Origin of the sequence: Limosilactobacillus reuteri (assembly GCF_002254085.1) — a bacterium.
GTDB lineage: Bacteria > Bacillota > Bacilli > Lactobacillales > Lactobacillaceae > Limosilactobacillus > Limosilactobacillus reuteri_K.
On sequence record NZ_NGPY01000033.1, the window covers coordinates 114,907 to 139,226 of the forward strand.

Consider the following 24,320-nt stretch of genomic DNA (forward strand, 5'->3'; position numbering starts at 1 on the left):
TATAACTATATATACGTAAAATATCTACTTTCTCACTTTATTTTTTAATTTTCTGTTGGTTGGCTTTCCTCTTGGGAGGAATTACTAGTTGCTTCCTCAGTCTCTTCATCTACTTCTTTATCCACCTTTGCAATCGTAGCAACACGGGCACCATTATCCATCTTAATTAAGTGGACACCAACAGCAGAGCGTCCAGTTTGCGATACACTTTCAATGTCAAAACGAATAATTACTCCCTGGTCGGTAACTAACATAATGTCTTCATCACCATTGACAGTTGTTAAACCAACTAACGGACCATTCTTTGCAGTAACGTTGACTGTCTTAACCCCTAGTCCGCCACGTCCTTTGATTGGGTATTCAGAAGCAGGAGTTTGCTTTCCAAAACCATTTTCACTAATTACAAGAACCTTACTATCAGGATTAAGAGGGGCAGCGCCAATTACGTAGTCTTCATCCCGTAAGCGAATCCCACGAACTCCAGCTGCGCTTCGTCCCATTGACCGAACAACTGATGATTTAAAGCTAAGAGCATATCCATTATGAGTACCAATAATCATTGGCTGATCTTCACTAATAACTTCTACATCGATCAATTCATCGTTTTCATGGAGGTTGAGCGCCTTCAATCCATTGCTTCGAATATTCTTAAATTCTGTTACTGCTGTTCGTTTAACGGTTCCTAGCTTGGTAGTAAAGAAGAGGTATTTATCATCATCATTAGTTTCATGTGAAACATTGATAACAGCACTAATCTTCTCTTTATTATTAATCCCAAGAAGGTTAATAATTGGAATTCCTTGAGCAGCCCGACCATATTCAGGAACTTCATACCCCTTCATTGAGTATACTTTTCCTGAATTAGTGAAGAAGAGCAACATATCATGAGTTGAACTGGAAATTAGTTGTTCAATAAAGTCATCTTTATGAACACCCATTCCTTTAACACCACGACCGCCACGATGCTGAGACTTAAATTCATCAACCGGAAGACGCTTAATGTATCCATTGTGGGTCAAGGCAACGATAATATCTTCTTCTTCAATTAGGTCTTCATCTTCAATATTGGTAATATCACCAACTTGAAGTTCAGTCCGTCGTTCATCCCCAAAACGTTTTTGAATTTCCATTAATTCATCATAAATGATTTGATTAATCCGTTCACGGTGAGCAAGAATATCCTTGTAATCAGCAATTGCTGCCATTAATTTTTGATATTCATCCTCTATCTTTTCACGTTCTAGGCCAGTCAGCCGAACTAACCGCATATCAAGGATAGCTTGTGCCTGCCGATCTGATAAACCATAATTATTCATCAACTCATTCTTCGCTACTTCGCTTGTTTGTGAATTACGAATGATATTAATTATCTCATCAATATGGTCTAAAGCGATCCGCAACCCGGCAACAATGTGCGCACGATTTTGGGCTTTCTTTAATTCAAATTCTGTCCGTCGCCGTACAACTGATTCTTGATGCTCCAGATAATATTGCAGAATTTGTTTCAAGCTTAAAATCTTCGGAGCACCATTAACAATTGCTAGCATATTGAAGTTAAAAGTTGTTTGCATCAAGGTCATCTTGTAAAGGTTATTCAAGATAACTTCTGCACTGGCATCACGACGAACATCAATTACGATTCGCATTCCGTCACGGTCAGTTTCATCATTAACATCAGTAATTCCGTCAATGTCTTTATTCCGAGCTAATTCAGCAATTCGTTCAATTAACTTTGCCTTATTAACCATGTATGGAATTTCGTGAACAATGATCCGTTGCTTACCATTTTTTTGTTCTTCAATATCAACTTTTGCTCGAACAATAATAGTTCCCCGGCCAGTTTCATATGCTTTACGAATACCAGACTTACCCATTACTACTCCACCAGTTGGAAAGTCAGGGCCCGGAATAGCCTTCATTAGTCCTTCAGTTGTAATATCAGGATTGTCCATTAACATATGAATCCCGTTAATAACTTCCCCTAAATTATGAGTCGGAATATTAGTAGCCATCCCTACGGCAATCCCTGAGGCACCATTAACTAATAAATTAGGAAAACGAGCTGGTAATACATCCGGTTCTTTTTCAGTACCATCGTAGTTATCATGGAAATTAACGGTATCTTTATTGATATCCCGAAGCATTTCAACTGCAATTTTGCTCATCTTTGCTTCGGTATAACGCATGGCAGCCGCTCCATCACCATCAACCGACCCAAAGTTACCATGACCATCAACAAGCATGTAACGGTAACTAAAGTCCTGAGCCATTCGAACAAGTCCCTCATAAATTGAAGAGTCACCATGAGGGTGGAATTTACCCATTACATCCCCGACAATCCGGGCTGACTTCTTGTAAGGCTTATCTGGTGTAACCCCTAATTCATTCATTCCATATAGAATCCGGCGTTGTACCGGTTTTAATCCATCACGGACGTCTGGAAGCGCACGTGAAACAATAACACTCATTGCATAATCCAAGAATGAGTTTTTCATCTGACTCGTAAGATTTACATCCGTGATTCGATTAGGCATATCTTGTTCAGCCAATGTCGTTCCTCCTTTTTTGCGTTAGCAGTAAACAACAGTTAATTACAGGTCAAGATTCTCAACGAACTTAGCATTTTGTTCAATAAAGTCGCGCCGTGGTCCGACCTTGGTTCCCATTAGCATTGGGAAAATCTTATCAGCCTGTTCTGCGTCATCTAGTTTTACTCGTAATAGGTGCCGATTCTCTGGGTCCATTGTTGTTTCCCATAATTGCTCAGCATCCATTTCACCTAACCCTTTGTAACGCTGAATAACTGGCTTAGGACTTGGTTGTAGTGAGCTTACAACCTGTTCTAGTTCTTCATCAGAGTCAATGTATTTCACAAATTTACCTTGCCGAACTTGATATAGCGGCGGTTGCGCAATATAAACATACCCATGCGTAATCATTGGCTTCATAAAGCGGTAGAACAAGGTTAACAGTAATGTCCGAATGTGGGCACCATCGACATCCGCATCAGTCATGATAATTAATTTATGGTAATTAGCCTTTGTAATATCAAAGTCATCCCCAAAACCTGTTCCAAGAGCGGTAAATAAAGAACGAATTTCATCATTAGCGAGGACTCGATCAAGGGTTGCTTTTTCAACATTCAAAATCTTTCCGCGGATTGGAAGGATTGCTTGGGTGAGGCGAGAACGTCCCTGCTTTGCTGAACCACCGGCAGAATCACCCTCGACAATAAATAATTCTGAAATTTCAGGATCCTTACTTGTGTTATCAGCTAACTTACCTGGTAAATTACTAATTTCAAGACCACTCTTTTTACGGGTAACTTCACGTGCTCGTTTAGCAGCCACCCGTGCTTTGGAAGCGAGTTGACCTTTTTCAATAATTTGCCGCGCTTCGTCTGGGTGTTCTAATAAGAACCGGTTAAATGTTGCCGCAAAGACATGGTCCGTCGCTGTTCGTGCATCTGAATTTCCTAACTTAGTCTTAGTCTGTCCTTCGAATTGCGGATCAGGGTGCTTAATGGAGACAACAGCAGTTAAACCTTCCCGTACATCATCTCCTGATAAGGTCTCATTAGACTTTAAGATACCTGCTTTGTGGCCGTAGTCATTAATAACGCGTGTAAGAGCCATCTTAAATCCGGTCTCATGAGTTCCACCTTCGTAAGTATGAATATTGTTAGTAAAAGTTAGTAAGTTGCTACGGTATGAATCTGTATATTGTAAGGAAACTTCAACAGTAATATCGTTTTCTTTACCTTCCACGTAAATTGGTGGATCAAATAAGACATTTTGATCTTCATTAAGGTATTCAACATAATGCCGAATCCCACCTTCATAATGGAATTCTTTCCGTTCATGGTCTGCTTGTCGTAAGTCTTCGATCGTAATTTTAAGTCCTTTATTCAAGAAGGTTAACTCTCTTAATCGATCAGTTAAAGTTTTAATATTGTAAGTCGTTGTTTCACGGAAAATTTCCGGATCTGGCTTAAAATGAACGGTCGTACCATGCTCAGTTTCTGGAAGTCCTTCTTCAATTACCTTCATTGCAGACTTAACGTGCCCATGATCAAAATCCATGTAGTAACGTTTACCTTGACGAGCAACTTTAACATCCAATTCAGTAGATAAGGCATTTACAACAGATGCCCCTACCCCGTGAAGACCTCCAGAAACCTTATATCCGCCGCCACCAAATTTTCCTCCGGCGTGGAGAACAGTAAAGACAGTTTCTAGGGCTGACTTTCCAGTTTCTTTTTGCGTATCAACTGGAATTCCACGTCCATTATCCTTAACAGTAATACTGTTATCGGGATTAACTACAACATTAATTTCATCACAAAATCCTGCTAAGGCTTCGTCAATTCCGTTATCAACAATTTCCCAAACAAGGTGATGAAGTCCCTGGGCTGAAGTGGAACCAATGTACATTCCGGGACGCTTTCGAACTGCATCCAATCCCTTTAAAACCTGAATTTGACTAGCATCATATTCGCTAGCCAATTCCATCTTGGTTTCTTTTTGTTGTTCGTTGCTCACTTTACTTCCTCCTTATTCAAAGTGCCGTGCTCAATTTCAAAAATCGTAGGTTCATTAATTAGCTGGCGAGCAACATCACTCAGACTAGTTGTCGTCAAAAATGTTTGGACTTTATTCTGAATGGCTGTTAACAGGTGTGTTTGTCGAATTGTATCTAGTTCAGATAACACATCGTCTAATAATAATAATGGATACTCGCCTGTTTGCTCTTTCATCAAATCAATCTCTGCTAGTTTTACTGATAGTGCTGTCGTTCGCTGTTGTCCTTGCGATCCAAAAGCCTGCACGTTTTTATTATTTACCAGAAAGCGGATATCATCACGATGAGGACCATAAATTGTTGTCCCTTGCTCGATTTCACGCTGTTCATTATCCTGATATAACTTAAAAAGTGCCTGATAAGCCTCTTCAACAGTAGTATCATCATTAACCTTTAATTGATTGACATACTCAAGCCGTAATGATTCCCTATTTAGTGAAATTTCTTGATGTAAATCCGCTGCCCATCCTTCAAGGTGCTTTAAAAAATGTTGACGGGCAATAATTACTTCCGCACCAAAAGCAGCAAGCTGATCAGATAGGACCCCTAAAAGGACACGGTCAGTTTGTTGCTTATATTTTAGTTGCTTTAAATATTTGTTTTTTTGTCGTAAGAGTGTGCGATATTGGCCTGCATTGTAGAGGTATTTGCTACTCATCTGACTAAACTCTCGATCCATAAAGTGGCGGCGTAGAGCTGGTGACCCTTTTACCAACGACAAGTCCTCTGGGGCAAATAATATTGCATTTAGTTGACCCACATATTGTGATAATCGCGCTTGTTCTAAATGATTTACCTTTGCCTTTTTTCCCTTACTCGAGAATTGTAATTCAAGCGGAATCTTACCAATACTTTTTTCTACTGTGCCACTTATTAGGGCCGATTTTTCTTGCCAATTAATAAGTTCATGGTCATTACTTGTTCGATGACTCTTGGTCAGGGAAAGGACATAGATTGCCTCTAGCATATTCGTTTTACCTTGTGCATTATGGCCAATTAAAACGTTCACTCCAGGGTTGAAGTGAACGGTTAGATCCTGATAATTTCGAAAGTGATGTAAATGCAATTCCGTCAGAATCATGCTTATCCCTACTTACTCTTAATAACAAGTAATTGGTGGTCAGGAATTTGAATCTTATCTTCGGGATACAATTTGCGTCCCCGCCGATCATCTGGCTCATCATTTACTAATACAGTATTTTCTTTTAGAAACCATTTAGCTGCTCCGCCAGTAGGAATAATCCCCTCTTCTTTGAGTAACTGACCGAGTGTAATAAATGGACTATCAATCAACACTGACTTTTCTTCCATTTTTTTCACCTACTTTTGTAATTCTATTATACCACATTATTTGGCCTAATTTTGCGTTATTAGCCTTTCTGAGCGCATTAACTTATTTTAGCCTTTTTTATCAAAATTCGGTTAAATTTGCTCTATGGTCAAAAATCTGAATATAAATTAGAGATACTAACTAAATTTAATCTATGCCAAATATAAAAGAGGTTACAAAACAAGACGTTCTGTAGCCTCTTCTTATAGAAATTAAAATTCTTTCTAAAATGTCCGTACTGGTGTAATTAAGTGAACAAAATTTTCCTGATCTTCTGTTGGAACTAAAGTAAATGGTCGCAATGGTGATGTAAATGAAATCTTGATCGTTGCTTGACCAAAAGAACGCAAAGCATCTTTCATGTAGTTAGGATTGAACGAGATTTCAAGATCATTACCATCAAGAGCAGACGTTACTACCTCTTCTTCAACGGTACCGATATCTGGAGAATCACCACTAATTCGAACAAGATTTTCTGATGGCTTTAGACTTAACTTAACCACATCGTTACGACTTTCATGAGATAAAAGGGAAGCACGCTCAATTGATGATAAAAATGTCCCAGCCTCTAGTTCAACTGTTGTATCAGCAGTTTGTGGAATTAATTGACTAGTTTCAGGGTAGTTTCCTTCTAGTAATCGAGAATAGAAATGAGTATTACCAAAGATAAACAATACTTGATTTTCAGTTACCTGCATTTGTACATCTTCATGGACATCGCTAATCATTCCAGATAGTTCTTCCATGCTCTTTCCAGGAATGATTACATCAAAATCGATGCCGTTATCGATGTTTTCGAGGACCACTTTCCGTTGTGCAAGTCGGTGACTATCTGTTGCAACAGCAGTTAGAACGCCATCTTTTAAAGTCATATGAACTCCCGCAAGGATTGGACGACTTTCTTGCTTAGATACTGCAATGACGGTTTGACGAATTACTTCTTTAAGGATGTCGTTAGGAAGGGTTACTGATTTATTAGTTTCAATTTCTGGTAAATGTGGAAAGTTTTCGGCATCTTGGCCATTAATTTGGAACTTAGCTGAGCCAGATGTAATATCTGCTTGAAAACCACTTGTAACTTCAATAGTTACTTTCTTATCTGGCAACTTTTTAACAATATCACTGAAGAAACGGGCAGGTAATACAATAGCGCCAGTATCTTCAATTGTTAAATCATTATTAGCATCATTGGCACTAATAACACTTTCAATTGTGATGTCTGAATTGCTACCAGTTAACACAATGTTGTCTTCGTTTACGACCATCTTTAATCCAGTCAAAATTGGAATAGTTGTTTTAGAAGAGATAGCACGTAAGACATTATTTAATTGACTAATGAATGCAGATCGGTTAATTGTAAAATTCATATATTTCAGTCCTTTTGTGTAAGTATATAAATATATTTAATAGTTTAAAATATAGTCGTAGTAGTAGGGCCTGTTAATACTGTGGAAAACTATTTAAACACCTATTATTGTGAGTTATCCACCTGTTGATAACTTGTGGATAAGCTTGAGGATAATTATTATATTTATCCACAGCTTATGATCGGAGCTTAGCTTTTAATTTTGTAATATCGTTTTGTAAGTCAGTATCTTTTTTTAGTTCTGCCTCAATTTTATCGATAGCATGTAAAACAGTGGTATGGTCTTTGCCGCCGAATTCATTGCCGATTTTTGGCAATGAAGAATCTGTGAGTTCTCGAGAAAGATACATGGCGATTTGACGGGGCATAACGATTTGTTTAACTCGCTTTTTACCAAGAATATCTCCCTGGGTTATGTTATAAAAGTCAGCAACTTGTTTTTGAATTGTAGTGATTGATATTTCGTTTTTTGCTACGCGGTGAAGCCCCTTTAATGCTTGAGATGCTAAGCTCGGCGTAATTCGCTCACCACTTAAATTAGCAAATGCTTGAACCTTTGTTAAGGCTCCTTCCAGTTCACGGATATTTGTATCGATTTGACCAGCAATATAGTTAAGGGTGTCGTTTCCAATATCAATATGATCTTCCTCAACTTTGCTCCGTAAGATGGCAATTCGCGTTTCTAAGTCAGGAGGAGTAATTTCGACAGTAAGTCCCCACCTGAAACGTGATACAAGCCGGTCTTGCAGTTCAGGAATCTCATTTGGAATTCGATCAGATGTCATAACAATTTGTTTTTTGCGATCATGAAGGGCATTAAAAGTATTGAAAAATTCTAGTTGAGTCCCCTCTTTGTTGGCTAAGAATTGAATATCATCAATTAATAGGAGATCGAGATTACGGTATTCTTCTCTTAGTTGTTCAGTCGTATTATTACGAATAGCATTAATATAATCGTTGGTAAAATCCTCACTCGTCACATATTTGACACGCGAATTTGGATTAACTTGAAGCATATGGTTACCGATCGCTTCCATTAAGTGGGTCTTTCCTAAACCAACCCCTCCATAAATGAATAGTGGATTGTAAAGACTACCGGGGCTTTCGGCAACGGCAAATGCTGCAGCGTGTGCCATCTTGTTTCCTTCTCCAACAACGAACGTTCCAAAGTTGTAGTGAGGATTAAGAGGAGTATCCATCTCAAAAGAAGGAGTTGGATCATCTTCTGTTTTTTTATTTGTATAGGTAAATTCTCCCTCTAAAATATAATGCGGCTCAATATTACGTCCCAATTTTTGTTGAGCGAATTCTTTAAGCTGCGTATTTAAATTTTTGCGCCAAAAATCGCGGTGCACCGGAGTGGGCACCTCGATTTCCAGTTGATTTTGAGAGAGAGAAATTGCTTTTGCCGGAGCAATCAAAGTGTCAAAGGTAACCGGAGTGGTATCCTGACGAAATGAATTTTGGATCGCTTCCCACAGAGAATCGAGCTCAGTCAAAATAATTTCCTCCTAAAGTATTAAATTACAAACGGTATTTTATCATTACATGGGGAAGTTTTCCACAACCAAGTGGATAATAATAAAAAAGTTTACACAACACTGTGTGTAAATTAATAATATTCCTGTGAAAAGTGGGGAAAAGGAGATTTTATTCTCACTTATCCACAGAATTGTGTTGATATACGCTATTGATATAGTAATGAATTAGAGAGTTATCAACACATAAAAGGGCAACTGTGGATAACTTTATCAACAGGTGTGAATCTGGGGATAACCGCTGAAAAACATTGTTGATAACTTGTCCACAAATTATGAATTTACACAACGCTGTGGATTATTTTACCAATTTTGTTAATAATCAAAAAAATTTAAATAAAAATTCGCCGTTTATTAATTTCGGTAAGTGTGTTATACTACCAAAGTATGTTTGAAGAGATCGTCTTTTAGACTCTAGAAACCAAACCACTCGAATTTAATAGGAGGTGCAATTGTATGAAGCGCACGTTTCAACCAAAGAAGCGTCACCGTGCACGTGTCCATGGCTTCCGTAAGCGCATGAGCACCAGTAACGGCCGTAAGGTATTAGCACGTCGGCGTCAAAAGGGCAGAAAAGTATTATCTGCATAACCACGGCCACTTTTATAGTGGCTTTTTTTATTGTGTGGGGCAGGGCAGTCAGCTTGACGAGCAATTTGAATCGTTAAAGTTGTCGTATGCCCGGCCCTATTTTTATATCTACTTAAATTAAGGCTGGGGATTATATAAATGAGAAAATCATATCGCGTAAAAAAGGAAAGTGAGTTTCAACGGGTTTTTGAAACCCATAATTCCGTGGCCAACCACAAATTTGTCGTATATCAAATGGAAAAACCAGGACAAAAACATTTTCGTGTCGGTATTTCTGTCGGAAAAAAGATTGGAAATGCTGTTCATCGTAATTGGGTTAAGCGGCGTATTCGTCAAACATTATTAGAGGTGAAACCGCAATTACGGTCTGATGTTGATTTCTTGGTTATTGCTCGGTCAGCGGCAGATGGTTTATCAATGGCAGAAACAAAGAAAAACCTAGTGCACGTTTTAAAGCGGGCACATTTGTTAGATGAAAAAAGTGAGGATTAGGATTTGAATAATAAAACAAAAAAATTCCTAAGATTGGGAGCAATCATGAGCTTAACCCTATTTTTAGCTGCTTGTTCCAATAAGCCAATTACTAGTCATAGTACTGGTATCTGGGACCACTACATTATCTATAACTGTTCACAATTTATCATTTGGTTATCAAAGCACTTTGGCGGATATGGAATGGGGATCATTATCTTTACGATCATCATTCGGATCATCTTACTGCCATTGATGTTCTACCAAACAAAGACCATGATGAAGACGCAAGAACTTGCTCCTCAACTAAAGGCAATTCAGAAAAAGTACTCATCACGTGATCGCGAGTCAATGCAAAAGATGCAAATGGAAACGCAGAAGCTCTATAAAGAAGCAGGAGTTAATCCATGGGCTTCGATGCTTCCGTTACTGGTTCAGTTACCAGTTATGTGGGCTCTTTATCAAGCAATCTGGCGGACCTCAGCCTTACGGAATGGAACTTTCTTGTGGCTTCAGTTAGGTCACCCGGACCCATACTACATCATGCCTATTCTAGCGGCATTATTTACGTTCATTAGTTCATGGTTATCCATGGCTTCAATGCCCGAAAAAAACTCAATGACAACTACAATGACGTGGTTTATGCCGATTATGGTATTCTTCATGGCATTAGGATTCTCTTCAGCTATTACCTTATACTGGGTAGTAACAAATGCCTTCCAAGTTGTCCAAACGCTTATCATCCAGAATCCATTTAAGATTCGTCGTGAACGTGAAGAAAAGCAACGGGCTGAGAAAGCAAAACGTCGCAAGATTGAAAAAGCAAAACGTCGCGCTTACCAAAGTCGGCGGAAATAAGTTGATTAAAGTCTCGTAAAATGATTACGAGGCTTTTTTTGTATTTCAAGCAAAATATTGACAATTTATGATGCGAATCCAATAATTGGAATAGCCTTAATATTTAGGCTGAAATATTGTAAGTGAGGTTCAGATTTTGAAATTGAGTGCAATAGCCCATACGTATTTAGGGTTAAATAGTCAGGAGATTCGTAAATTTTCACAGGATGACGTCTATTCATCTGATGACTTAAATAAAGATTTGTCATTAGGGGGTAAAGATGCTAATAGACCTCATAAGGAAAAATACAAAGTTCATGCTGGGGATGTTGTGATGCATTTGATGTCTAATCAAGCAGCTGTTGTCTCCCAAAAGAGCGATGGAAAGATAATCTCACAGCGTATTATGAAATTAGATATTGATCCTAGAAAGGTAAATAATTGGTATTTATGTTATCTGCTTAATGAATCAAATACTATTAAACACCAAGCGTTTCAAGCTATGGAAGGTTCAATTTTAAGACATTTAGCAATATCAAATATACGAGATTTTAGTATTGAATTACCTCCTTTACAAAGACAAAAAGAGATTGGAGAGATGTATCGAAAATATTTAATTAATGAGCGACTGCTAGAAGTAAAGAAGCAGTTGATACGCAAATCAGTCCTTAATGTTTTGAATAAAATGAATAACGACAAGGAGAACGAAAATGGCTGAAAATAATACTACATTATCAACAGCACTATTTAGTGGGGCAGATGCGTTGCGTTCCAAAATGGACGCTAACGAATATAAGAATTATTTACTTGGTATTATCTTTTACAAGTATTTATCAGATAGTATGCTTTACGAAATTGCTGATGAAATTGGTGAGGGACGTGAAGAAACTACTCTAAATGAAGCCCAAAAATTATACGAGGAAAATGCAGAAGATGATGATTTACACGATGAATTAATGGACACATTTTCATACGTTATCGACCCTGAAAATACATTTACGAAGATTATGGAACACGTCAATGATCATTCATTCCAGATCGTGAATTTAGCAGATGCATTCAAAGAGATTGAAGGAACGAATGAGATTTTTGAAGGATTATTTGACGATGTCGACTTATTTTCTCGGCGTCTTGGAAGTAACGCTCAGAAACAGGCTGATACGATTAGTTCGGTCTTATCAGCTATTAGTGGGTTAGAGCTTGTTAAATCGCCTGGAGATACCTTAGGGGATGCATATGAATACCTTATTAGCCAATTTGCATCTGAATCAGGGAAAAAAGCTGGTGAATTCTATACTCCACAAAAAGTATCTGAATTACTGACACGTCTCACGCTTGTAGGTAAGGATTATGAAGCGGGGATGACCGTTTATGATCCAGCAATGGGATCAGGATCTTTGCTATTGAACTTTAAGAAGTATGCTAAGCGAAAAGATGAAATTATCTACTATGGTCAAGAAATTAATACATCAACGTACAACTTGGCACGAATGAATATGATTTTGCACCACGTTGATACCGCTAACCAGCACTTGCGGAATGGGGATACTCTTGATGCGGATTGGCCACCATCCGCTAAGACGAACTTTGACGCCGTTGTTATGAATCCACCGTACTCATTAAAATGGTCAGCTGCTACTGGTTTCTTAGAAGATCCACGTTTTAGTAAGTATGGTGTTCTAGCACCTAAATCAAAAGCAGATTACGCATTCTTACTACATGGCTTTTATCATTTGAAAAATACAGGAACAATGGCGATTGTATTGCCACATGGGGTACTTTTCCGTGGTGCTAAGGAAGGTAAGATTCGTCAAAAGCTGTTAGAGGATGGTTCAATTGATGCAGTAATTGGATTACCTGCTAACTTGTTTTACAGTACTTCTATTCCAACGACGATCGTGGTCTTAAAAAAGGATAAAGAGGATCGCAGCGTGCTATTTATTGACGCTTCTAAGGATTTTGAAAAAGGTAAGAATCAAAACCAACTTCGTGAAGAAGATGTTGAGAAGATCCTTAAAACTTATCAGGAGCGTAAAGATGTTGACAAGTATGCGCACCTAGCTAGTTTCGATGAGATTAAAGAAAATGACTTTAACCTCAATATTCCACGTTATGTTGATACGTTTGAGCCAGAACCGGAAATTGATTTGAAACAAGTATCTAAAGAATTAACTGAGGTAAATGCTCAGATTAAAGATAATGAAAAAGAATTAGTGGAGATGTTAAAACAACTAACTTCAAAAGATAATAATGTCATGGAAGGGATCAACGACATTATTCAAAACTTTGAGGAGGACCTTAAATGACAAAAGAGCAAAATAAAAAAGCTCCTAATTTGCGTTTTAAGGGTTTCACTAACGATTGGGAGCAGCGTAAGTTGGGGGAAGTTATAGAGTTAGAAGATAATAAAAGAAAACCAGTTAAAGCTTCTAAACGAATTCCAGGGAATATACCATACTATGGTGCAAATGGAATTCAAGATTATGTTAAGGGATATACCCATACAGGTGAGCATGTCCTCGTTGCAGAAGATGGTGCAAATAGTATTTCTAATTACCCTGTTTATTTCATTTGTTCTCCAAGTTGGATTAATAATCATTCACACGTTTTAACAGGTAAAGGGTCAATAATTTCGAATAAATTTTTAACATACAATTTGAAAACTGTACCTTATGCTAATTATTTGGTTGGGAGTGGAAGATATAAATTAAATGCCGAGACCTTAAAGATAATACCAATAAAGCTACCATTACTAACTGAACAAAATTATATTGGTAGCACTTTGTCAAAAATAGATAAACTCATCACTCTCCAGCAACGAAAATACAATTCTTTTAGAACTATAATACCGCTTATGTTAGCAAATGAAAACTCTTTCGTTATTTAACATAAGCGGCATTTTTATTAACTCAGTTGTGAGAGTGTATGTAGAACCTTATCATTATCCTTATTCTCTAATTCTTTGATAATATGCAAGTAAGTTTCTTGAGTAGTTGTTGTATTTGCGTGTCCTAATCGCTTAGCAACACTAGCAATTGAAACACCTTCATATAACAATAGAGAAGCGTGTGTATGCCGAAGACTATGAATAGAAATAATAGGGATATTACAGTCAATACAATGCTTCTCTAAGATTTTGTTGATCGATGAATTGAAGACTCTTTTGCCTTCAACAATAAATATTGGAGCTTGAGAATTCTGTTTTTCTTTGTTAATTAATACCCGAAATTGATCCATTAATTTCCAATCAACCATTACTTTTCTATTTGATGAAAGATTTTTAGTTTTCTGAAATGAGCCATGGGGTGCTTTATAATCCCATGACTTATTAATTACAATTACTTGCTTTTCAAAGTCAAAATCATTTGGAGTTAACGCTAGAGCCTCTGCAAAGCGCAGTCCGGTTTTAGCTACTAATAAAATAAACCAATCCCAATTAATTTCAGAACCTAGATCTAAATTTCTTAATAAACATTGAAGTTCATACATATTCAGAAATTTCTTTTTCTTTACTTTGGGCGTTCGTCCTTTAATTATAATTCGCCTAGTTGGATCATTCTCTAATAGGCCATCATCAACGGCATCAAGAATAGCAGCCTTCAAATGATGATGAAAATCCATAGTCGTTTGCTTTTCATGTTTAGCTGCATATTCATTAATTAGTTTTTGATAATTACGCCTGTCAAGCTCATTTAGGTGAAGATTGGGAGCTAACTCAATTAATTTTTTATGTGTTAAATAGTATTTATCTAGAGTAACCTTTCTAACCGCATTTTCTTTATATAAGGTGATCCACTCCTTGTAATATTTATGAAATAGCTTAGTACTATATCGTTTATGTGACATAAAAAAAACCTCCTACTAATTTTTAGTCATTTATTTTATAACCAAAAATTGTAGGAGATTTCTTTATTATTGCTCAATTAATGGAGCTATTTGGTTGATATATAAATCTGCAAGTTGAGACCTAACCTGTTTTTTCCAGTCAATCATTCGTTTCAAGTCAGTATCTACGTTTACTTCCTTGAATTTCTTAAAGGCATCTCTGCTTAGTAGTTGATTTACACCCGCCTGTTTTGACGCGTGTAAATCGTAGTTTTTAATAACAAACCGGAGATCATCAAGACTAACATTATACTTATCGGCAAATTCAATCAGCCGTTGTTGATAGACTTGATCAATCATTTGGTTGAGTAATTGATCAACTTGTTGTCCAGCAAAATTTTCAGGATGTGCTTTAATTTTTTGCCATAATTGACTAACAATACTTGCTAAAGGCTTATTAGTCTTACTTAAATCATTGATATATTCCTCAATTTCAGAAGTTTCTCGATCATTACCGCTTGACAATAACTCACCCTTATCAGGAACATATGACTGAATTAAGCCGAGAATATATTGATAGTTAACTGATTTATCAATTACCGATTCCAGCTCATAATCAATATCCAAGAATTCATCATCGTCATCATCTTTTTCTTTCTTGAATTCATCGACTAATGTTTCGTATACCCCTTGCATCGAATCAAGCTTTTCTTGTGTTAATCCATAGGTTTCTGCTGGATTAACATCATCAAACTCATCATAAGTTTGAATAGCAGCAAAGGCTTTATCAAATTCTTGGTACTGTTTAATGAAATTCTTTTGCTCTTCTTCTGGAGCATCTAGAATTGATTGTTCAGCATCTGGATCAAGATAATTACTAATTTCGTTGAATGATTGGTCAAACTTTTCTTTTGATTCTTTCCAGGTTGGAGCAAGAACGTCCCCGATCCCTCCTTGAGAATAAAGTTGAAGAGCATCGTCAATAGCCTCACTAAACTTTTGGGGATACTGGAAAGTTACAATGTTTCCGTATTTTTTATCTTGATCAAAAATTCGGTTAGTTCTTGAGAATGCTTGAATAATATTTTGCGGATTCATTGGTGGACGATCGACAAATAGTGTTGAGAGATACTGTGAGTCGAATCCAGTCAACAATCGATCGACAACGATTACTAAATCAAGACGTTCACTCTGGGGCTTATAAGCATCATTTTTCCGCGCTAACCGGTCATTGATATTTTTATTATATGCCCCTACTTCATCCAAACTAAAGCTAGTCCCATATTCATGGTTATAGTCATTAATAGCGTCTTTCATAAAGTCTTGGTCATTAACCGAGTCATCTTCATTTTCAGTTACCGAAAAAGTGATAGCTACTTTAGGAAAGTCTGGAAGAACCTCTTTAATACGCTTCGGTACCTCAATCGATGAATTTCCGCCTTTTATATCTCTAAACAATTCGTAATATCGTTTAGCCTGATCAATTGGACGCATCCCTCTTGGACTAGTCGTAAGGATAGCAGAATAGGTATAGCCGCGGTTATTAATATTTTGCATTCCTAAATTTCGGTAAGATAATTTAATGATACTGTCAGCAACAGCATTCATATGCTGGTCAGAAATGTACTGTTTCTTTAGCTGTGCTTCATCTGTATTATCATCTTGATAAATATTTTGCATATCGTTAATGTGGAATCCGAGGACCGCTTTATCCCGAATTGCATCTTTGATAGTGTAGCTATGCAAGCATGGACCATAAAGTTGTTTGGTTGTACGAGCAGCTTTACCATTCTCATCACGACTATTTTGTGGAAATATTGGCGTTCCTGTAAATCCATACCAAAGAGGTTGAATGTTAAAAAATTTATCTATACTCATCTTACTCATAGGTGAAATAGTCCGGTGACATTCATCGACAATAAAAGCTAATTTAAGATTTTTTAATCGCTCAAACATTGCTTCATTGCGATCATCAGCCTGCCACTTAAAAAGATGCTGTAATTTTTGCCGAGTAGTCACTAAAACAGTTCTATCGCTACTAGTTAACTTCTTAGCAAGATTAATGGTACTTTCAGTCTCATCTACATCAATCGAGTCGTTATTGGCATAAGCCTGAAAAGCTTGGGTAGTTTGATTATCTAAATCTTTTCGATCAATAAGGAAAATCACTTTTTCAAGGGAAGGGATACTTAAAAGGTTATGTGCAACCCGATAAGAAGTTAGTGTTTTCCCTGAACCGGTTGTATGCCAAATAAAACCAGATTGCTGTTTTCCTGAAGCTTCAAAAATAGCTTCAATTGCGTGAATTTGATAAGGACGGAGTAAGATAATATGCTTTTGCTTACTATCCAATACCGAGTAATCAGCTACCATATGATGAGCTGTGGGGATTGATAAAACATCCTTTGCAAAGTCAAGGTAATTTCGTACAGGATTATTATCCTTATCAACCCAACCACTCAAGAATTTTTCTCGAAGATGCTGGTCAGCGGCGACATATTTAGTATCTGTTCCATTGGTAACGACAAACATCTGAATGTTGGAATAGATACCATTAAATTTTTGTTCAGTGATGTATTTCTGGATCTGGTTAAAAGCCTGTAGGAAAGAACGTTTAGGTGTCTTAAGCTCAATGTGGATTACGGGAAGTCCGTTAATAAGTAACGTGACATCTCCACGACGGTCGTTATCTAACTCTTGACGCCGACCTAATTGAATTTGATGAACAACCTCATAAACTGAAGTACCTCCAGCAATATTAGTATGATCAATCACCAATAAGCTTACCGGTTCTAAGGTGGTATCATCGCGTTGAAATTCTACACGATATTGCCCATTTGCTCCAGTAAAATCTTGAGCTGCCTTGAAAAAAGTGGAGTGATTGATTTTAGCCTTAATACTGGCCTTTTCGTTTTCTGTTAATGGGATATCATTAAGTTTGCTGCGGTTATTATTCTGTAATATTTTAAAGAAATTATCCCAAAGGTCATCCTCATTCTTAAGATCTTCACGTAATGTCCACTGAGATTCATCACGAGTTAATCGTTGGATGAGCTTGGCTTCCATTTGTAGTTCTTGTTGCATAAGGATCTCCAATTAGTTTACTTCGTTAAGATTATCAAGAATGCTAGCAATTATTTTACTCATTTGTTTTTGTTTGCCAGCATTATAATTTTTGAAGTTAGTTTGGCTGTCTGAAAGGTAGAAAATATTATTCCACCAGTTAAGCTTTGAAGTATTTGTGCCATTAAGATCAGAATATTGTACTGTAAATACTTGAGAATTATTTAATTGGGTTAAAAATTTATCAAAATAGTCACTGAGTTCTGTGTTGTTTGTGTATTCGTTAAATACTTTTATTGCTTCATTGTCTAGCATAAGTTTTTCCTCCTAAATAAACATTTGTTGTAAAAGTGATTTTTTAATTTCATCTAATTTTGAAAGTCTTTGATGCTGGAGAGCAATGATATGATCTATATTTTGTAAAAAATTTCCGATAACTGATTGTTCTTTTATTTTTGGAATTTGCCATAAAGATTCGATTACTGTCGATTTGGAAATATTAAGTTGTGATGTCCCGATTCCCATCTTATGAAAGTATCTTTGATTATTATTGATTAAGGGTGCCATAAAATTTGAATTTTCACTTTTGCTAATTGGCCTGAGTAAAGCAACTCTTTGATTCAAAACATATTTATTATCTTGGGGGATTATAGCAACTCGTCCTAATAACGTTCCATGCGCAATATCACTTAAAATCATTACTAAATCATTTTGTCTCAATATCTCATCAGCATGATTTATATATCTTCCAGATGACTTTAGCGTTCCATCAACTGAAATAGAATTTAAATTGATTAATTCATATTTACCACTTGATCTCTGATTTTGTTCATGTGCTTTTCCATTATGATAAGAATATAATTCTCCCAACTTACACTGCTCCCATTCATCATGAAACCCTTCAAAACGTAAAATAGGAAATTTGCTTTTATCAGCGAACATTTTTTGTAATAATCCCTTTTTTATCTCTTTAAGAAGCTCCAATTTTCGTTGCTGGAGGGTGATAAGAGAATCTAATTTTTTTAATAAAGAGCCTATTACTTTTTGTTCAGATAATTTTTCAGGAAAGTTAACATAAAATGTGTCTAATGCTTTAAAACTTAATGCAGGCATAGTAGTGTTGCTGACAAGTAAATTTAAGCGTTTATTCTCAAAAATTAATAAAAAGTAAAAAAATAAAGTATAAATATTCTTTTTAGGAATAAGTCGAAATAAATTATTAGCTATAACACCGGAATATCCCATACTAATCATTCCTGGATTACCATATCTGACCATAAAAAGGTCATCGGGTTTAATCAGATTGGTACCATGATAATTAATAAATCTAGGTGGCTCATTTGAAGAAACAATATCGCTAATTCGTATAAAACGTATGAGTCCGGGGAGTTTCTGGCTATATTGTTGTTCTACTGGTACTTGGATACCTTGTTTGTACAGAAAAACTTCCCCCAACTTACGCTGCTCCCAATCGAAAATGATATTAATAACTTGTTGAAAATATTAACTTTCTAGATTATTTAAAACTAATTTGTTTTGCTTATTTCTTCTTACAATGCAAAGGAGTGATTAAAAATGAATGAACGGCAAAACAGAAAACGCTATGTACAAAAACGTGATGAGCCAAAATCGTGGAAAATTACTAAAAAGGTTGTCATTATAGCTCTTTGTATAGTTGTTACGCCTATCATAATTTTGTCTATGCTCGATCCCCAAAATTGGTCTTATATGATTCTTATATTTCTTTTTGGCCCATTATTAAACCGTAAGTACTAGTTTTTAAGACAAAGGAAAGGGAGGAAAGATAATGAGACTTGAGGACTTTTTTGATATCTTGCCAAAAAAGCAAGAAAATAAATCTATGTATAGTTTTTATCGTAAATATATGATTGATATGGATGATTATTCTAAGCCAGATTTTGAGACTAACCTTATTACTTTTAAGGCATTAGACTATAATTTAGAGTCCGTTATTTCATTAGGAACGGTAAAAATGTATTTACCAAATTTTCAAAGCTGTTTACTTGCTTATCAGCCAAAATTTAAGCGTATGGTAACTGTATTTGATAATTATATCTTTATTGATAGAGTTCTAGTTGGCTTACTAACTGATCAAAAAGAATATGGGCATAGTGTTAGCTTATATGACAGTTTGGTTTTCTTAAAAGATAAGGACTTTAAAATTAAAGAAGAATAATGCTAGTTTTGGTTAACTAGAAAGACTGTTATTGCATGGTTACTATTTTTTCTTTAAAATAAATCTGTCTATTAACTTTCAAAGAAGGAATATAATCAATGGCAGTTTTTACTGGAACAACAATTGAAGAAGCAAAAGAAAAGGCACGTGTGCAATTGAAGCCAACCATTAATCAGACAATTGAATTTATGGTTCTTCAACAGCCGCGGCACGGTTTTCTTGGAATTGGACGACGCCAAGCGCAAGTGGATGCAGTAATAAAAGATAAAGAAATTGCGATGCCCTCACTGGAAGAAAAAGATAGGCAACCGGCAAAAGAGCCAGAACAAAAGCCTGCAAGTTTAAATTCCGCTGAAGATGAGCTCGATCCTGCTGAAATCAAACGTCGCCAAGAAGCAAACTTAAAAAAAGTGCAAGCAACTAGTAAAGAATTGATTGAATACCTAACAACAGTATTTAAGGAATTGGGTATTACTGTTGAACCACGGATTATTAATTTAGAAGCTCATGACCTCAAAATTGATCTCCAGACTGAGGAAAATGGACGGGTGATTGGGAAGCACGGTCGCCGGATCAACGCGATGGAACAGCTTAGCAATATATTCATGGATTACCATGGAGCGGCGAAAGTAAATGTTGAACTTGATACCTCCAATTATCGTGAACGCCGTCAAGAAACCGTTCATAACCTAGCACAAAAGGCGGCAATGGAAGTAGTTGCAAGCGGGAAAGCAGTTTTTATGGATCCCATGCCCGCTCGCGAACGGAAACAAATTCACCATGAACTTGAGAATAATCACCACGTAAAAACATACTCCCACGGTCGGGAACCTTACCGGAGTATCGTGATTGCGCCCAAGGACTAACTTATTTGTTGACAATTTCTGGTAATGATCTTAGAATATGAGCGGTTATAAATTTAATATTCGTTAAAGTAGTGAAAGTGCTTTGACCATGTTAGTGATATTTTTATTACTATGCATGGACTAGCACTTTTTTTGTTAGAAAGGAGTAAAGTAGCGATGGCAAATAGCGAGAATGATACGATTGCAGCAATTTCGACGCCAGTTGGTGAAGGTGGAATTTCCATTATCCGAATTAGTGGGGATGATGCGGTGAAAGTTGCTCAACGGATCTACAAAGGAAAAGATCTCGCCAAAGTAGCAACTCATACCATTAACTATGGTCATATTGTCGACCCGGATACGGATCAGGAAGTTGATGAAGTGATGGTTTCAGTAATGCGTGCTCCTCACACTTATACGCGTGAAGACGTGATTGAAATCAACTGTCACGGGGGATTGTTAGCAACTAACCGTATTCTGCAATTGGTGCTGAGCTTTGGCGCCCGGATGGCAGAACCAGGTGAATTTACTAAACGTGCCTTTTTGAATGGTCGTCTCGATTTATCCCAATCAGAAGCGGTAATGGATCTAATTCGTGCAAAGACAGATAAATCGATGAGGGTTGCATTAAACCAACTTGATGGTGATTTGTCGCGGTTAATTCGTAATTTGCGTCAGGATATTTTGGATGTATTAGCACAGGTAGAGGTTAATATTGACTATCCAGAATATGATGCTGTTGAAGAAATGACGACGAAGCTCTTAAAAGAAAAAGCAGAGGACATTCAACAACGAATCCAAGGTCTTCTTAAAACAGCTAAGCAAGGAAAGGTTCTGCGAGATGGTTTAGCAACGGCAATCATCGGGCAGCCAAATGTTGGTAAATCAAGTTTATTGAATTCCTTGCTTCACGAGGACAAAGCGATCGTTACAAATGTTGCGGGGACAACCCGGGACGTAATTGAAGAATACGTCAATGTCAATGGGGTGCCATTGAAGTTAATTGATACAGCAGGAATCCGCGATACAAATGACCAAGTTGAAAAGATCGGGGTAGAGCGGAGTCGTAAAGCCTTGGGGGCCGCTGACTTAGTACTTCTCTTGATTGATAGTTCAAATGAATTAACTGACGAGGATCGCCAATTACTGGAAGCAACCAAGGATAAGCAGCGAATCATCATCTTAAATAAGACGGATCTGCCACGTAAGGTTGATTTAGAAGAATTGAAATCACTAGCTGGTAAGAGTGCCGTTATTGAAACTTCAATTGTTAACCATGAAGGAATGGACCAACTTGGTGAGCAGATTGGTCACATGTTCTTCAACGAGGGAATTGAAAGTAACCAAAATAATGTAATGGTTACAAATGCTCGGCACATTGGCTTACTACACCAAGCTAATGATGCTTTAAGCGATGTATTAAAAGGAATTAATGATGGCATGCCGGTGGATCTGGTTCAAATTGATATGACCCGGTGTTGGGAATTACTAGGTGAGATTACTGGAGATAGTTACCAAGATGAGTTACTTGACCAGTTATTTAGTCAATTCTGTTTAGGAAAGTAGGGAATAGAAGAATGAAGAGTTCAGAAGCATTGCAAACATCTGATGCCGTTCAATACGAAGCGGGATCATACGATGTAATTGTTGTCGGGGCGGGGCATGCCGGAAGTGAAGCCGCCCTTGCCGCAGCCCGGATGGGGAATAAAACCTTATTGGTAACAATTAATCTTGAAATGGTTGCTTTTATGCCATGTAACCCCTCTGTTGGTGGTCCGGCAAAAGGAATTGTGGTCCGCGAAATTGATGCCCTTGGTGGTGAAATGGGTCATAACATTGATAAGACCTATGTCCAAATGCGGATGTTAAATACCGGTAAGGGTCCCGCTGTCCGTGCATTACGGGCCCAAGCAGATAAACATGCTTATCACCGTGCAATGAAGCAGACGATTGAGGAAGAACCTAACCTTACTCTCCGTCAAGCAACTGTTGACCAGTTAATTGTTGAAGATGGTGTCTGCAAGGGCGTTATTACTAATACAGGAGCACGTTACCACGCTAAAACGGTTGTATTAACGGTTGGAACTGCGGCACGCGGAAAGATCATTATTGGTGAATTGCAATATGAATCTGGTCCAAATAACTCTAAGTCAGCGGTAAAACTTTCGGAAAACCTTGAAGAACTTGGCTTTGATCTTGAACGTTTTAAGACGGGAACACCACCACGGGTTAACGGAAAGACAATCGACTATAGTGTAACGGAAGAACAACCAGGGGATGAAGAACCACATCACTTTAGTTTTGATACTCCTGATAGTGCCTATATTCCAATTAGCGAACAATTATCTTGCTGGTTAACTTATACAAATGAAGGAACCCATGCTATTATTCGGGAAAACCTTAGCCGGGCACCAATGTTCTCTGGTGTAATCAAGGGGGTTGGCCCACGCTATTGTCCTTCAATTGAAGATAAGATTGTCCGTTTTGCTGATAAGCCACGACACCAAGTTTTCCTTGAACCGGAAGGCCGAGACACCGATGAATATTACCTTGACGGAATTTCAACATCAATGCCAGAAGAAATCCAACAAAAGATTGTGCACTCAATCAAGGGATTGGAAAATGCGGAAATGATGCGTCCTGGTTATGCCATTGAATACGATGTAGTTGCGCCGTACCAACTTCACCCAACCCTGGAAACCAAGATCATTAAGAATCTCTATACTGCTGGCCAAACAAACGGTTCTTCAGGTTATGAAGAAGCAGCAGGTCAAGGACTGATTGCGGGAATTAATGCAGGACTACGGGCACAAGGTAAGGAACCATTTGTCCTTAAGCGTTCTGATGCATATATCGGCGTGATGATCGACGACCTAGTAACAAAGGGAACAAAAGAACCTTACCGTTTACTTACAAGTCGGGCAGAATATCGGCTAATTTTACGGCATGATAACGCTGATTTCCGGTTAATGGAAATGGGCCATCATGTTGGCTTAGTTAGTGATGAGCGACTTGCTAAAATGGAAGAGAAGAAGCGTCAAGTTGCAGCTGAAATTAAACGATTAGAAGAAATTAAGCTCAAGCCAAGCGATGATAAGGTTAATGAATTTATTGAAGCTCACGGGGATAACCGCTTAAAAGATGGGATTGCGGCAGCTGACCTCTTGAAGCGACCATACTTCGATTACCAAACGTTGGCCGAATTCATTCCGGCACCAGAACAGGAACTTGATCGTCATGTGATTGAGCAGGTTGAAATTCAATTAAAATATGCTGGTTACATTAAGAAAGAGGAAGTTAAGGTTGAACGGATGAAGCGGATGGAAGCTAAACGGATTCCGGATGATATCGATTACGCTGATATTGACGGTCTAGCAACTGAAGGACGTCAAAAGCTTGAAAAAATTCGTCCAAAAACTTTAGCCCAAGCCTCACGAATTAGTGGAGTTAACCCCGCTGATATTGCAATCTTGAGTGTTTACGTCCGCCAGGGGAAGTTCTCCAAGAAGGATCGTAAATAAAATTTCCCAGGAAATAAAGTCTGAAAAAACAGAGTGATAACTCAGATCTATAGATTTTATTATGGTTTTCTTAAAGCAAAGGGATAATATACTTAAGTTTGGCATTATATGGTATAATTTAGGTTCGAGTTTTAATAACGAATTTTAAATAACTA

The 24,320-nt window shown here is 37.4% G+C and carries 21 protein-coding genes; 11 read left to right on the forward strand and 10 right to left on the reverse strand.

What is annotated here, in order from left to right; genetic code table 11:
• Positions 1 to 44: 44 nt before the first annotated feature.
• From gyrA to dnaA, 6 genes are all read right to left on the reverse strand, one after another.
• On the reverse strand, positions 45 to 2,549 hold the full coding sequence (gene gyrA / locus CBG10_RS07155) for a DNA gyrase subunit A (protein ID WP_094512132.1): 2,505 nt from the start codon (positions 2,547 to 2,549) through the stop codon (positions 45 to 47).
• Between the two features lie 42 nt (positions 2,550 to 2,591).
• Positions 2,592 to 4,511, reverse strand: a complete 1,920-nt coding sequence (gene gyrB, locus CBG10_RS07160) for a DNA topoisomerase (ATP-hydrolyzing) subunit B (protein WP_035169028.1) — start codon at positions 4,509 to 4,511, stop codon at positions 2,592 to 2,594.
• 26 nt (positions 4,512 to 4,537) lie between these two features.
• On the reverse strand, positions 4,538 to 5,662 hold the full coding sequence (gene recF, locus CBG10_RS07165) for a DNA replication/repair protein RecF (RefSeq protein WP_094512133.1): 1,125 nt from the start codon (positions 5,660 to 5,662) through the stop codon (positions 4,538 to 4,540).
• An 8-nt stretch (positions 5,663 to 5,670) separates the two neighbouring features.
• Positions 5,671 to 5,892 (reverse strand): S4 domain-containing protein YaaA, encoded by a 222-nt coding sequence (yaaA, locus tag CBG10_RS07170; protein WP_003665230.1) that lies wholly within the window; start codon positions 5,890 to 5,892, stop codon positions 5,671 to 5,673.
• 243 nt (positions 5,893 to 6,135) lie between these two features.
• Positions 6,136 to 7,278 carry a DNA polymerase III subunit beta gene (gene dnaN, locus CBG10_RS07175; protein ID WP_035152029.1) on the reverse strand — a complete coding sequence of 381 codons (1,143 nt, stop codon included), beginning with the start codon at positions 7,276 to 7,278 and terminating at the stop codon, positions 6,136 to 6,138.
• 175 nt (positions 7,279 to 7,453) lie between these two features.
• The gene (gene dnaA / locus CBG10_RS07180; protein ID WP_094512134.1) at positions 7,454 to 8,776 is read right to left on the reverse strand and encodes a chromosomal replication initiator protein DnaA; all 1,323 of its coding nucleotides are present in this window, start codon (positions 8,774 to 8,776) and stop codon (positions 7,454 to 7,456) included.
• 495 nt (positions 8,777 to 9,271) lie between these two features.
• Here dnaA and rpmH point away from each other — a divergent pair, with 495 nt between their 5' ends.
• The 6 genes from rpmH (at position 9,272) to CBG10_RS07210 (ending at position 13,601) form a co-directional block, all read left to right on the forward strand.
• Positions 9,272 to 9,406 (forward strand): 50S ribosomal protein L34, encoded by a 135-nt coding sequence (rpmH, locus tag CBG10_RS07185; protein ID WP_003665227.1) that lies wholly within the window; start codon positions 9,272 to 9,274, stop codon positions 9,404 to 9,406.
• A gap of 138 nt (positions 9,407 to 9,544) precedes the next feature.
• Positions 9,545 to 9,898, forward strand: coding sequence for a ribonuclease P protein component (rnpA, locus tag CBG10_RS07190; RefSeq protein WP_003665224.1), 354 nt, complete (start codon positions 9,545 to 9,547; stop codon positions 9,896 to 9,898).
• Between the two features lie 3 nt (positions 9,899 to 9,901).
• Positions 9,902 to 10,735 carry a membrane protein insertase YidC gene (gene yidC, locus CBG10_RS07195; protein WP_225361450.1) on the forward strand — a complete coding sequence of 278 codons (834 nt, stop codon included), beginning with the start codon at positions 9,902 to 9,904 and terminating at the stop codon, positions 10,733 to 10,735.
• Positions 10,736 to 10,871: 136 nt separating this feature from the next.
• Complete coding sequence (locus tag CBG10_RS07200) at positions 10,872 to 11,432, forward strand: restriction endonuclease subunit S (RefSeq protein ID WP_179225352.1); 561 nt, start codon at positions 10,872 to 10,874, stop codon at positions 11,430 to 11,432.
• A complete protein-coding gene (locus CBG10_RS07205) occupies positions 11,425 to 13,020 on the forward strand; it encodes a type I restriction-modification system subunit M (RefSeq protein WP_094512137.1) in 1,596 nt (531 codons plus the stop codon). Before CBG10_RS07200 ends, CBG10_RS07205 begins: the two co-directional genes overlap by 8 nt.
• Positions 13,017 to 13,601 carry a restriction endonuclease subunit S gene (locus CBG10_RS07210; RefSeq protein ID WP_094512138.1) on the forward strand — a complete coding sequence of 195 codons (585 nt, stop codon included), beginning with the start codon at positions 13,017 to 13,019 and terminating at the stop codon, positions 13,599 to 13,601. The genes CBG10_RS07205 and CBG10_RS07210 overlap by 4 nt, the downstream gene beginning before the upstream one ends.
• 17 nt (positions 13,602 to 13,618) lie before the next feature.
• On the opposite strand, the gene CBG10_RS07215 is transcribed toward CBG10_RS07210, so the two are convergent.
• From CBG10_RS07215 to CBG10_RS07230, 4 genes are all read right to left on the reverse strand, one after another.
• Positions 13,619 to 14,560 carry a tyrosine-type recombinase/integrase gene (locus CBG10_RS07215; RefSeq protein ID WP_094512139.1) on the reverse strand — a complete coding sequence of 314 codons (942 nt, stop codon included), beginning with the start codon at positions 14,558 to 14,560 and terminating at the stop codon, positions 13,619 to 13,621.
• Positions 14,561 to 14,626: 66 nt separating this feature from the next.
• Positions 14,627 to 17,623 (reverse strand): type I restriction endonuclease subunit R, EcoR124 family, encoded by a 2,997-nt coding sequence (locus CBG10_RS07220; RefSeq protein WP_094512140.1) that lies wholly within the window; start codon positions 17,621 to 17,623, stop codon positions 14,627 to 14,629.
• 12 nt (positions 17,624 to 17,635) lie between these two features.
• Complete coding sequence (locus CBG10_RS07225; protein ID WP_094512142.1) at positions 17,636 to 17,917, reverse strand: hypothetical protein; 282 nt, start codon at positions 17,915 to 17,917, stop codon at positions 17,636 to 17,638.
• Positions 17,918 to 17,929: 12 nt separating this feature from the next.
• Complete coding sequence (locus CBG10_RS07230) at positions 17,930 to 19,090, reverse strand: restriction endonuclease subunit S (protein ID WP_318529849.1); 1,161 nt, start codon at positions 19,088 to 19,090, stop codon at positions 17,930 to 17,932.
• An 87-nt stretch (positions 19,091 to 19,177) separates the two neighbouring features.
• On the opposite strand from CBG10_RS07230, the gene CBG10_RS07235 reads away from it, so the two are divergent.
• The 5 genes from CBG10_RS07235 to mnmG all read left to right on the forward strand — a co-directional run bounded on the left by CBG10_RS07235 (position 19,178) and on the right by mnmG (position 24,165).
• Positions 19,178 to 19,378 carry a hypothetical protein gene (locus CBG10_RS07235; RefSeq protein ID WP_094512144.1) on the forward strand — a complete coding sequence of 67 codons (201 nt, stop codon included), beginning with the start codon at positions 19,178 to 19,180 and terminating at the stop codon, positions 19,376 to 19,378.
• A gap of 31 nt (positions 19,379 to 19,409) precedes the next feature.
• Positions 19,410 to 19,799, forward strand: a complete 390-nt coding sequence (locus CBG10_RS07240; protein WP_094512146.1) for a hypothetical protein — start codon at positions 19,410 to 19,412, stop codon at positions 19,797 to 19,799.
• A 98-nt stretch (positions 19,800 to 19,897) separates the two neighbouring features.
• A complete protein-coding gene (gene jag / locus CBG10_RS07245) occupies positions 19,898 to 20,665 on the forward strand; it encodes an RNA-binding cell elongation regulator Jag/EloR (RefSeq protein WP_094512147.1) in 768 nt (255 codons plus the stop codon).
• 156 nt (positions 20,666 to 20,821) lie between these two features.
• Entirely contained in the window at positions 20,822 to 22,210 is a 1,389-nt protein-coding gene (mnmE, locus tag CBG10_RS07250) for a tRNA uridine-5-carboxymethylaminomethyl(34) synthesis GTPase MnmE (protein WP_042746391.1), read from the forward strand.
• A gap of 11 nt (positions 22,211 to 22,221) precedes the next feature.
• The gene (mnmG, locus tag CBG10_RS07255; RefSeq protein WP_094512148.1) at positions 22,222 to 24,165 is read left to right on the forward strand and encodes a tRNA uridine-5-carboxymethylaminomethyl(34) synthesis enzyme MnmG; all 1,944 of its coding nucleotides are present in this window, start codon (positions 22,222 to 22,224) and stop codon (positions 24,163 to 24,165) included.
• Positions 24,166 to 24,320 lie beyond the last annotated feature (155 nt).